The sequence below is a fragment of the Sphingobacterium multivorum genome (genome assembly GCF_900457465.1).
GTDB lineage: Bacteria > Bacteroidota > Bacteroidia > Sphingobacteriales > Sphingobacteriaceae > Sphingobacterium > Sphingobacterium multivorum.
In genome coordinates this window covers 1128222-1140243 of sequence record NZ_UAUU01000011.1, presented here as the reverse complement: position 1 = coordinate 1140243, position 12022 = coordinate 1128222, and the positions used below count along the sequence as shown (strand labels likewise).

8 protein-coding genes and 1 pseudogene are annotated in these 12022 nt (G+C 39.8%); 1 reads left to right on the top strand and 8 read right to left on the bottom strand.

The features are described 5' to 3' along the window. Positions 1 to 4: 4 nt before the first annotated feature. From DTA23_RS22105 to DTA23_RS22075, 8 genes and pseudogenes are all read right to left on the bottom strand, one after another. The gene (locus DTA23_RS22105) at positions 5 to 769 is read right to left on the bottom strand and encodes a response regulator transcription factor (protein WP_239468832.1); all 765 of its coding nucleotides are present in this window, start codon (positions 767 to 769) and stop codon (positions 5 to 7) included. A 146-nt stretch (positions 770 to 915) separates the two neighbouring features. Beyond that, entirely contained in the window at positions 916 to 3378 is a 2463-nt protein-coding gene (locus DTA23_RS22100) for a phosphocholine-specific phospholipase C (protein ID WP_204991035.1), read from the bottom strand. Further along, positions 3378 to 4871, bottom strand: coding sequence for a SusD/RagB family nutrient-binding outer membrane lipoprotein (locus DTA23_RS22095; RefSeq protein ID WP_112376555.1), 1494 nt, complete (start codon positions 4869 to 4871; stop codon positions 3378 to 3380). Before DTA23_RS22095 ends, DTA23_RS22100 begins: the two co-directional genes overlap by 1 nt. A 12-nt stretch (positions 4872 to 4883) precedes the next feature. Beyond that, positions 4884 to 6053 carry a SusC/RagA family TonB-linked outer membrane protein gene (locus tag DTA23_RS28075; RefSeq protein WP_218565445.1) on the bottom strand — a complete coding sequence of 390 codons (1170 nt, stop codon included), beginning with the start codon at positions 6051 to 6053 and terminating at the stop codon, positions 4884 to 4886. After that, positions 5954 to 8104 (bottom strand): TonB-dependent receptor plug domain-containing protein, encoded by a 2151-nt coding sequence (locus tag DTA23_RS22090; protein ID WP_218565444.1) that lies wholly within the window; start codon positions 8102 to 8104, stop codon positions 5954 to 5956. Before DTA23_RS22090 ends, DTA23_RS28075 begins: the two co-directional genes overlap by 100 nt. A 118-nt stretch (positions 8105 to 8222) precedes the next feature. Further along, positions 8223 to 9490 (bottom strand): annotated as a pseudogene (locus DTA23_RS22085) (MATE family efflux transporter). Positions 9491 to 9586: 96 nt separating this feature from the next. Beyond that, complete coding sequence (locus DTA23_RS22080; protein WP_112376059.1) at positions 9587 to 10411, bottom strand: siderophore-interacting protein; 825 nt, start codon at positions 10409 to 10411, stop codon at positions 9587 to 9589. Between the two features lie 174 nt (positions 10412 to 10585). Then, complete coding sequence (locus DTA23_RS22075) at positions 10586 to 11554, bottom strand: helix-turn-helix transcriptional regulator (RefSeq protein ID WP_239468831.1); 969 nt, start codon at positions 11552 to 11554, stop codon at positions 10586 to 10588. A 185-nt stretch (positions 11555 to 11739) separates the two neighbouring features. On the opposite strand from DTA23_RS22075, the gene DTA23_RS22070 reads away from it, so the two are divergent. Then, complete coding sequence (locus DTA23_RS22070) at positions 11740 to 11997, top strand: ABC transporter ATP-binding protein/permease (RefSeq protein WP_112376058.1); 258 nt, start codon at positions 11740 to 11742, stop codon at positions 11995 to 11997. The last annotated feature ends 25 nt before the right edge of the window (positions 11998 to 12022 follow it).

Here is a 12022-nt window from a genome sequence, read left to right as displayed (position 1 = left end):
ATATTCAGTCTTCTATTTTTAAAACATATCCCATACCAATAACCGTATGGATCGCTTTTTTGCTCGTTACTTTTTCAATCTTTTTTCTCAGATAATTCACATAAACATCGACAACATTTGATCCGATATCGAAATTTATACCCCATATTTTGTCCAAAAGCTCCGTGCGCTCAAATACCTTTTTGGGGCTCTGAATAAACAACAAAAGTAAACGATACTCTGTACTTGTCAGATTGAGTTCCTGCCCCTCACAGTAGGCTATTTTTTTATAATCATCGATACGCAGAAAACCATAACTAAATGTGTCTTTCGAGGGCTGTAACTCACGTTGTGTTGCCTGTACGATAGACTGTTGCCTGCGGATCAATGAACGTATCCGAGCCTTCAATTCAATGAGCTTAAAGGGCTTGGAAAGATAGTCATCGGCACCATTATCGAGTCCGAGCACCACATTTTCTGGAGTACCAAGTGCAGTCAGCATCATAACAGGTAAATCGGTATACCCCCACTGTCTGATCTGCTTACAAATATCCAGGCCATTGGTTCCCGGCAAAAGAATATCCAATAGCACAAGAGAGACATCTTGCTTCGCCAAAAGCTGTTCCAGACCTTCCGAACGCCCCAGATGAATGACCCTATAGCCATCCTCGCCTAAGCCTTGTACGATCAAATCAGCAACATCCTGTTCATCTTCAACCAAAATAATTTTTTGCTCCTCCATATTCGTCATGATGTGTAGCTCTCTGTAAGGAACTACGATCCAAACCATAAAAATAACGTTTTGACTCAAGAGACACAAATCCCATTTTTGCCAAAATCCACACGAAAAGAATCTTGCGCTATTTTGCAAAAGCAAAAGCGCTGTGTTCATCGATCGTGAAACAGCGCTTTCGTCCTAGTATTTAATTGGTTCAGTTATAATTTTACTTTACCCATCAACGGATCCGTCTTACTTGATTTACCAGTCTCTATATGTCCAGCATAGCAGAATTTGACCGCATGATCTTCTGAACACGTTATTTCGATATCATACCAACCTTCACTCTTGCTGCAATCGATTTCAACCAAAGCAGGATCATCCTTGCGCATTGCCTTCGCATGGAAAAGATCATAGGAACAGTCTTTAAGATGTAAATCCCAATTTAGCGACTCTGATTGTACACAAAGAATAGGCTTTCCAGCAACTACTTTCGTATACACATCAATAGCTGGAATATGTGACTTTGCGCCTTCAATCGCACGATAGAAACCATTAGGGCCATGCAATGCAAATGATATGTACTCTCCTACAATTTTATCGAGTTCCCATTCATACGCTAATTGATCCCCTTCCCGTACCGTAAAATTCCAAACTTTACCCGACGGATGGCCATCATACGCCACATAGGAAATAACATAATAAGGCATGCCCGCTCCCGCTTTAGCTGTATTGAGCCTTCTTTCCAAGGTTGAGCTGATGGAAAGCATCGTTGGTGTATGTTGTACTTTTAGCTGCAATTCATAAGGTAAAGCACAAGCATCCTTCCATCCCTGCTCTTGCATCTGCATAGCTGCATGATACTGACCTGTCGATTTGATTTCCTCCAGTTTTTGGCTGTCGATTTTCACAAAATCTGTTGGGAGTTTTTTATTCCTGGCGGAGAATATACGTTCAACATACCCGTCTCTGTCTACCGGATTAAGCCTTGTTTTGGAAATGTTATCTACAGGACGAAAAGAAGTTGTTAAGTCGCCACAGACCATTCTTCGCCATTGACTGATGTTTTCTTCCCGTATCACCTTACCCGTTTTCTTCTCCAAAAAATATTCTAAAAATTGAAGACAGGAGGTGTGGTCAAAAACTTCGGAATTGACCCAACCACCCTTAGACCAGGGTGAAGCTATCACCATTGGTACGCGATAGCCCAAACCAATAGGACTTTCAAAACTTACATTATTACTATTTCTCCTTTTTCGCTCCTGTTCTAGCGTAACATATTCATCCGAAGTGTCGATTTCTGACACGGTACCCTGATCTTTGTTCGTGCTCAATGGCGGAACAAAAGGAGCGATATGATCAAAATATCCATCATTTTCGTCATAAGTTAAGATGAAAATCGTCTTTTTCCAAACCTCAGGGTCTTTGGTCAATATATCGAGGACTTCGGATACGTACCATGCCCCATACCAAGGTGAGCCCGGATGATCCGAAAAACGACAAGGTGCCACTAACCACGACACTGTAGGTAATTGGCGATCTTCAACATCTTTTCTAAACTGATAAAAAACATCTCCGGCTGGCACCTCAACTTCCTGCCGCTTTCCACCTTCTTTATAACTTAATTTATCAAGTTTGTGAAAGTTGGGATCAGCTAGATTAGTCACAAATGCATTGTGATGGATATCTTTTTCGAACTGGGATAGCTTTTCAAAATTCTCGGGCGTATAATGAATGACATCCCTTTTCAAATCCTCCAATTCCGCTTTGGCTTTGTGCAGCAATTCTTCTTTTGGATTTGTTTCCAAAAATTTATGCAGCTCTTTTACCCGTTCTTTCATCCACTGATAATGTGCCAAATGATATCTTACACCATATTGTTGATGAAACTCCAGGTTGTTATCTGTAAAATTGGCCAACCAATCTTCCTCTTCTCCTTTAAAGCCTACTGGTAAACTTAGTTCATTTTGATAAACTTTCCACGAGACCCCTGCTTTTTGCAGTCGTTCAGGATAGGTTTTCCATTTGACATCCTTGTAGTTGATCTGACCATTGTCTACATGCGCAACAGATTCGGGATTACGGGGTTCTTCGCGCACTGTACCAGTCCAAAAATACGATCGATTAGCGCTCGTTCCCGTCAGTGAAGAACAAAAATGCTGGTCACAAATTGTAAATGCATCTGCAAAAGCATAATAAAAAGGAATATCCGCACGGTTATAATAACCCATTGTTAAAGGCATAGCCTTATATTCTGAATTGCCAGAGCTCTTTGCTTCCAACCAATTATCCATTTTCCCGTCATGACGAGCAGCAACCATATCACGCCAACCATGCGGAAGCGACCCCATCCAAGTCGATTTACTATTGACGATATCTAAATGGAAAGGTGCAAAATATGCACCTTCCTTATTTCCTTGTATCCATACAGGTAGACCATTCGGCAATTTCATCGCGCGGGGATCGTTAAAGCCACGTACACCCTTCAAAGTTCCAAAACAGTGGTCAAACGATCTGTTTTCCTGCATCAAAAAGACAACATGTTCGGCATCCAAAAAAGTTGATCCTTTTGGAGCTTCAATCGCCAAGGCTTTTTGTATTGATTCAGGCAGCCAGTTTATGGCGACTGTACTCCCTGCCAGCATGGCTGCTTTTTTTAAAAATACCCTCCTTGAATCCATTATTTTAACCACCAAGTCTGTAAATTAATATTGTCATTTCCGCCAAATTGTGATTTGATCGCATCAGATACATTCGCCGTATTATTATTGTACTCATCTTGAGGATACATCCAGCGATAGGCTGTTTTCACATTCGCCGATTTACGGAAACTCGGATATCCCGTGCGCAAATGATCAAAATAAGCCGAGTATCCCCCCTGATGAAATGAGCGCAGGTATTTCTGCATCAAGATACGTTCGAGCTTTTGCTCATTGGAGCTAGCCCCGTCAAGACTTACCGAATTTTGTTCAAGATATTTGGCAGCTTGTGCTTCATTTGTATAAGTTCCTATATTTTTCGCATACTTTTCATAAAATTTGAACGATGCCTGTACTCCTTTGGTATACGTTGCATTGAGATCGCCCGTTATCCAACCTTTCAAAATGGCTTCAGCCAAAATAAACTGCATCTCCGAACAGCCCAATAAGACCAATGGCTCAGCTGTGGGATCTTGATAAAATCGTTCGTGGACTTTCGATAATTTACCTAATACAGCTTTTGCATTCACCTGTGCATAAGGAACAATCGGATCTCCGCCTTCATAAGCCGTAAAGTCATTAATCGCTTTACCCGCTTCTTTACCCAGTCTTGTTTGTGTAGCGACGGCAAATAACCGCGGATCTTTCAGGTCCTGCAATCGTTGGATAAAAGTGGAATCCATATACATTCCCGATCCATAACCGCTAGAGTTAAATTCAGGATAGCGATTACCCTCTTGATTCAAAAAGATGAGTTGCCCATCTTCACCACCACCAACATCAGTGATTCTAGACTCATTGGTAAATATTTTTGAAAATTCTGTTGCTGCATTAAATGGAAGATCAGTCGTTTTCTTCGAAAGCGTCAATAGTACTTTTAGGCGAAATGAATTGACTAACTTGTTCCAATTGCCACTATTTCCACCATAAATAATATCCCCATTTATGGTGTTATTGTTCTTCTTCAGAATAATACTTGCTTCCTCGAGCTCCTTCAATACACCCACCAAAACGTCTTTCTGTGTATCGTATTTCGGCGCAAAAATTGCTAAATTTTCACCCTTTGCTGCTTCTGAATAAGGGACATCACCAAACGTTAAGGTAAGATTATAAAAATAATACGCACGGAAAAATTTTGCTAATGCCAAATAACTTTCAGCGCCAATACGTTCAGCTTCTTCGGTCATCTTGGTAATATTGCGAAGATTACCATATTGCTCAAAGCTTCCCCTTTGCCAATTATAAATTTGATTCGCATTTTCACCATCTGTTTGCACAATCATTTTCAAGGCATATAGTGGTGAGGTACCGTGCCAGGTCCGAAAAGCATCCCATTCTACCTTCGTCAATAAAGCTTGCGGGTGGGTTGTTGTCGCTTCATTTGGATTAACATTTACTTCCGTCAATTTCTGACAAGAAGTCATGATTGAAAGAGAAAAGAATCCAAGAAATATATGTTTATTAAATAATTTCATCGTACTACTTTATTAAAACTTAAAATCTAGAGAAAAACCAATATATCGCGTGGAAGGATCTTGTAATTTTCCATCGTTTCCAACACCAAAATCAGGATCGATATAAGGTACTTTCTTCCACATAGCCAAATTATAGCCAAATAGTGATGCATTTAAGGCCGTAAGCTGTTTTAATTTAAACACCTTATTGACATCATAACCTACCGACAGTCTACGTAGTTTTACAAATGATCGATCAAATACATTGGCAAACAGTTTACTTTCAGACTCTGTAACTCTGGCCTGATAAGGATAATTTTGACTCCAAGCCTGCCAATCAACAGCTTTTGTATTACTTGTATACGTTCGGGTATCTGAAGTAATATTACCGTTCACGTCGCGGGTAAGCTCACCTCCTGTTACGATCACCCCATCTGGCACAAAAACTGGTTTCCCTGCATCGTATTGTTCCTGACGATATAAGACCGAAGAAGGATGCTTTCCACCCCACCACATTTTTTCTATGGTTGTCGAGTTCATCACGCCGCCAATAGATCCGTCGAAATCAAGATTTACCTGAAATCCCTTAAATTTAAACTGGTTTGCAAAACCAAATTGCCAGTCCGGTTGAAAGTAACCTAAATACTGTGGAAATGGATTTTTGGTCGGCATACCCGTATTCGGATTCAAGATAACCTTACCATCAGCCGATTTTTCCCAGACAGTACCATAATAGCTGTCTGCACGATCGCCTTTTTTAAGATTACCGTATTTCGCTTGGTTATTGTAAATTTCTTCCAAACGCTGAATTGCACGGGACCAGTTTACAGTCGACGTCCACGAAAATTGTTCATTTTTAATTATATTTCCTGTCAAAGAAATTTCCAGTCCTTTTGTACGGTATTTATTTCCATTCACCTTGCGCGAAGTAAAAGCGGATGCTTGGGAAATACTCAAATCGATAATCTGATTTTTATCAACAACATTATAGTACGTTACATCAGCCGAAAGCCTATTTTTAAAGAAAGCCATAGAAGCACCAATTTCTAAAGAAATGGACTGCTGTGGAAGGATATCAGGATTAATAATACCTGCAGGATAGGTTACTGATGGCGTCGAACCATAGGTAACATCTTTTTTATAAGTCGCAGCAATGCTATAAGGATCCAGATCAGAAGATACCGATGCCCAGGAACTGTACAATTTAACAAAGTCAATTTGCGCTGGCAGTTTAAATAATCGGAGATAACACTACTTAGCGAAACCGATGGATAAAAGAATGACTGATTTGCTTTTGATAATGTGGAAGACCAGTCATTTCTTCCCGAAAAATTCAGATAGGTGGACTTAAACACATTTAAGTTTACCGACGCATAAGCACTTCGGATTATTTTCTCAGTTGTTGTATTTGTTGCCTTAACTGGACCTTGGGTATTGCCTAAGTTGTAGACAAATGGTACAACTAAACCATCAGTAGTTTGATAAAGCTCACGATAATCTCTTTTGAAAGTGGAAGATCCCGCATTAACGGTTACACCGAAATTATCAGACAACTGCTTAATATAGGTTGCTAAGACGTCCGCATCAAAATTGAGCTGCTTGCTATCCCAGTTTTTATAATCCCCATTCCGTGAATCGCCATAATTCATGTAAGACTTGGGACTCTGCATGTCCTGGAATAGATTTTTTTGTCTTGCTGCAGCACGACCTTTGATGGTAAATTCAGGTGAAATACGCCAAGTTAAAGCAGTCTGCCCGGCCAAAATATCCTGATCGTATACTTGGTTCAGCTCATTAGCTGCAAAATAAGGGTTGTTGTACCAAGCATAGTTATAGTTTGCTTGACGATAGCCTTCCTGTCCCGGAATATAGAGGTGATCCTTTAATTCCTGTCCATTTACATCATTTCCCATCCACAACAGAATCGTATACATATGATTTTTAGGTCCATATCCATACCTTGGATAATTTGGAGATTTCACTTTGTTATAGGATAAGTTAAGATCTAATTGTACCTCAGGAGTAAAACGGTAAGAGGTATTCAAATTTAATCCACCTGTAGAAAGCTTTGTATTGGGCACCTGACCTTTTTGATAGGCATATTTTCCTGTTCCAAATATGCTTACCTTTTCCGAACGATACGATAATGTCGCATTATTCTCGGTAATCAGTCCAGTTCCAAGGAAATCCTCTAAATTGTTATGTGCGACCCAATCAATCGGCACTCTTTCGTAACGTGACTTATCATTATACTTGGTTCCACTCACATCGCCCCACCAAGGAATCACTTCACCAGTTTGCTTATCACGAATCGGACTGTTCCATTGTGCCACCTTTATTCCGGAGTTCAATTTGGGTCCCCATGTCATATCTCCATCTGAAATCCCCCCATCAGCACCATCCCAAAACTCATATTTACCGTTGGATCCACTTCCGAACTCCTTTTGCGACTCAGGAAAAACTGTAAATCCAGCAGAAAACATATTACTGGTTCCAACCGAAAACTCCAGCCTATCACTTTTTGCACTTTTGGTTGTAATTAAGATCGCGCCATTTTTACCGCGCGATCCATATAAAGATGAAGCAGCTGTTCCTTTCAGCACATTGATATTTTCTATGTTTTGACTGGACATGTCGTAAAAATCAGATTCTACAGGAATACCATCTACGACAATAAGTGGGCTCTTACCACGCAATTGAAAAGATGGTGCCTGAAAAATCCCCGTTGGATTATTAACGATAAGACCAGATACTTGTCCCGTTAGCGCTGTACCAATATTCATTGTTTTAGACTCTTTAAGTACGTCTAATTTGACTTCTTGGGTAGCGTAACCAATTTGCTTCTTTTGTTGCTTGATACCAATTGCCGTGACAACAACCTCATCCAACTTTGAATCATCCTTTTCCAAAACCACCGCAAGATCCCCATCTGTAGCAGTTATTGTAGCTGTTTTATATCCTAAAGAAGAAACACGGATTTGGTCGCCAACCTGACCTTTCAGATTGAATTTACCATTAAACTCTGTACGCGTACTCTGTTTGCTGGTTTCATTGATGATCGTGCCGCCGTCAATAGGTTTGCCGTCCTGATCCTTAACAATCCCTTTAATAATAGCTTGATCGGCAATTTCGAGCTTGGTAGTTTCATTCGCAAAGTTTGCCCATACGCTATCGACATGTGCCGCATTCAGCAATGCAATAGCTAAGGTCACCTGAGCTGTTTTCCTAAATTGAAGTAGTTTAATAGGTTTCATTATTTTGAATTTTGCCCAAAAAAATGAAACATATATTACTAGAAGATGAGTAGTATATTAACAATGCAATCTTAAAGATTGCTTAACTTAACATTAACATCGTTCGCGCTGCAATGTCTTATACATCAGTTTGCATATTGAGCTTCCGCGTGATTCGTCGAACCGCATAGATGACTATAATGAAAATAATCCAGTCTATCGCCGCGCTCGCTACATAAATGCTGTGTACACCAAAATATTTTGGCGCAATAATTAAGATAGGAATATAAAATACAACCTGTCGCAATACACTAATAAAAGTCGCAGGCTTGGCATGATCAATGGAAGGAAACCACACCATCGCCATAAAAATAAATGGAAGAACCAATAAAACACTCATGTAAATTCTGAAATCCATTAGCTGCTGTATTGAAAAAATCGCTCCTGGGATCATGATCGATATCACAGCAACGGGATGCAGCATCACCAGCAACCAGAACGGAAGCAGAATCAGCAGCCCAGTAATGGCAAATAAACGGTACGAATTGATACTTCTCGTATACTGCCCAGCACCATAATTCATCCCCGTTACAGGCTGCAAAGCCCGCATAAGCCCCCATAGTGGGGTATTTAATAAAATATAAAGCCGATTGATCGCCGTAAAAAACGTAATATCCATATTATTTCCGTAATTGGCCAATGCGTTGAAGACAACAATATTCTGGATTACAATCATGACCATCATGACAAAGCCGGGCATTCCTAATGAAAGCGTTTCTTTTAAAATCGATAAATCCCAAGATAAAGACCAAAACTTTGTTTTGAACGAAGCCTTTCCCCCGGCGTAATACCATACACCTAAAAATGTGTAGATGATCATCGATATATTGGTTGCCCAAGCTGCTCCTGAAACACCCCAACCAAAGTGTTCTATAAAAACCGGTTTAAGTAGGACATCAACAAGCAATCCTATTGCAATCATCCAGGCCGCAGTTTTCATACGACCCTCTGCACGAATAATCATGTTGAGGGACAAACCATAAATCCAGAAAAAACTTCCCAATATGGTTGCTCGAAAGTAATCCACCCCAAGAGCCAATAAATCACCTCTACCCCCCATCATGTAGACTAATTTGTCGGCAAATGCATAGCAAGGGAGCGTAATTATAAGAGAGAAAATAATAGCCAAAAATGCATCGTACCAAATGACCTATGTAATTTCTCCTGTTGATCCCCACCTATCCAAATACTAATTGCTGCCCCCATACCTGTTCCGATCAGGGTACCAAAACCTTGTGCAAATTGGGCTAAAGGATAGGTTACACCGACAGCTGCCAACGCTGTATTGTTAATCAGATGACCAACAAAAATACCATCCAGAAAATTGTTCAGACCATACAGGACCATTGCAATCACGGCAGGCCACGACATCTGCCACATCACCCTACTTAACTTACCGTTTAAGATCAGTTGTTTCTGTTTCTCCATAACCTATCGTAAACGTTAGGCCTGGATTTCTTCACTCTCACTACGGCGATCTGTAGCAGATTTATCTTCAGCAACTCCAGCTTTCCAATACGAATAAGCATAAAGCTCCTCTCTTCCCCAACCGAGATCCATACGCAAATAATTGCGAATCTCCTTAACTGTCGAAAATTCAGCAGCTACATAAGCAAATTTATCCGCTACAGGCAAGGATCTGATCTTCACCAAATCCGCCAAAAGGCTACCTTCCTGTGGCGTATCATTATGTAACCAAATAAAATCAATAGCAGCCTTAGTCTTCAATTGCTGTATATCTTCGCTACCATGTACTTCAATCATACAGATTCCCTTTGCCAAAGGTGGCAAATCTTCTAAGATTGCCCCCAGAACAGGAATTGCAGTTGCATCCCCAACAAGGAGATAGTTAGCTGCAACTTCATATAGAGACGTCTTACCTGCTTTCATCAGAATCCCAAGCACATCGCCAAGTTTTGCAGCCATAGCCCAAGCTGAAGCTGTCCCCTCATCACCATGGGCAACGAAATCAATCCATACTTCATTTCTATCAAGGTTGATACCACGATGTGTATAAGTTCGAACTGTTGGCCTAATCGCCTCATCCATCGGCTTCCACTGCCCTCGTTCATAATCAAATTCTGGAAAATAAATGCGATCTACATGCTTTGGTGGAATCAAGATCTTGTTATTGACTCCGACGGTCGTATTAGCGATTTGATCTACACCATCACCAGTCAAATAAACACGAATATAATGTGGCGTCAGGTATTCTTTTCTACTTACAGTCAGGGCGAGCTGTATTACTTTCATTTCAGTTTTTCCCATGATTTTCTAATTACGTACATATTTGATCAAAAGACCATTATTAAGAATCTTTCTAAACAAAGGTAATTATTCGACTTTTATCAAACCCGATTCATGCGCTATTAAAACTTCCGTAAGAAGGAATAAAAGGTCCGTAAAGTGTAAAAAAAACTATTCCACATTACAAGGTATTTTTTAGCTTACTCGGTGGGATTCCAAATTTACGTTTAAAGGCGTCCGAAAAATGGCGTTGATTTTTGTAACCAAATCAGAAACTTCACCGATTGTTCGATCTTCATCTAAGATCAGTTTCTTGGCATGTTCCATTTTTGCGTCATGCCAAAAACCAAAAACAGTCGTACCAAATAGCTCCTTAAAACCTTTTTTCAATGTGAATTCATTGGTACCCACCAGATGCGCGAGATTGACTAGTGTACTATTGGTATCCGTATTTTTTCGTAGAAACTCACGAACGGCATATATCTTATCGATATCGGCTTTTTTTAACGAAACTGCTACAAAATCCTCTTCCTGAAACTGTTCCAATTGAAGAAGCAAGAGCTCCATAATCTTTGCTTCCAGGAAAATTTTCTTAAAAATTCCCTTTCGTTGACAATTGATTACATCGTCGATAATTTCATACATATCGTGGGTAATCCGTCTATGCATATTGGTCAGCAATCCCGATTTACCACGGTCAATAGCATTCCGAAAATCTGCAAAGAATTTAGAATCTTCGGGCAGGAATCTTTTAAAAAATTCGGGCGATAAGTTTATTTCACATAACTGAAACTCCTGATTCCCCCACTCCATTTGACCACACATTGAATTTCCGTAAATAATATTATGCTGGTATGTCTCAAAATTTACACCTAAGGGCATCATTTCGCCACTCGCCTGACTATTGCCTTTTAAGGCAAAGTGCATTTCAACTGTTTCAAAATCACTTTCAAAACGAAACCGCATCCGTTTAAATAACTGTGCATGACCGTAACCAATATGAATACCATCGAAGAAAACCTCCTTATAAAAACCTTTTCCAAATGTAGTATCTAAATGTGTTACAGATTCATAAATTCCAGTGTCGACAGAAAAGTAGGTACTTGGGTAAGTCCGCTCCAATAATAAATTGGGTGAATCAATATCATATAATCTTACTGCCATTTTTAATTCCTTTTAGGATTCAAATAGTCTTACGCACATTAGGCAATATACCTTAACAGAAATATTCCCTTCGACGGACATTTTACTCCTTTATGCAGACCCCATAACAATAGAATGCCTGCTATCTTTGACTAAAGTATAAAATTATTTAGAATCATTCTTAATTATTTGAAAAATAATTCACTATGGATACAAATAGAAATCAGGATATGGCAGACAACTTTCCACTCATCCAGGATAGCATTTATAATAACATCAAGATTGCCAATCCAAATGCAACGAAACATGACATTATTTTAGCCGCAGTAAAAGCGAAAGTCTTAGATTTCGCCTGGGAATTTCCAAAGGGGCTCGACACATGGATTGATGATAGCAGATATCCTTTATCCAGCATACAACAACAAATTCAACTGGCCCGTAAATTTTTAAGGGCATTGTCGTAATGACAATGCCCTCCTTATGCTATGC

What these genes read in the sequence shown, in the direction of transcription:
- DTA23_RS22075 (WP_239468831.1), bottom strand. Translation starts at nt 11,554, where the DNA reads ATGGCAGTAAGATTATATGATATTGATTCACCCAATTTATTATTGGAG.
- DTA23_RS22090 (WP_218565444.1), bottom strand. Translation starts at nt 8,104, where the DNA reads ATGAAACCTATTAAACTACTTCAATTTAGGAAAACAGCTCAGGTGACC.
- DTA23_RS22070 (WP_112376058.1), top strand. Translation starts at nt 11,740, where the DNA reads ATGGATACAAATAGAAATCAGGATATGGCAGACAACTTTCCACTCATC.
- DTA23_RS22100 (WP_204991035.1), bottom strand. Translation starts at nt 3,378, where the DNA reads ATGGATTCAAGGAGGGTATTTTTAAAAAAAGCAGCCATGCTGGCAGGG.
- DTA23_RS22105 (WP_239468832.1), bottom strand. Translation starts at nt 769, where the DNA reads ATGGTTTGGATCGTAGTTCCTTACAGAGAGCTACACATCATGACGAAT.
- DTA23_RS22080 (WP_112376059.1), bottom strand. Translation starts at nt 10,411, where the DNA reads ATGGGAAAAACTGAAATGAAAGTAATACAGCTCGCCCTGACTGTAAGT.
- DTA23_RS22095 (WP_112376555.1), bottom strand. Translation starts at nt 4,871, where the DNA reads ATGAAATTATTTAATAAACATATATTTCTTGGATTCTTTTCTCTTTCA.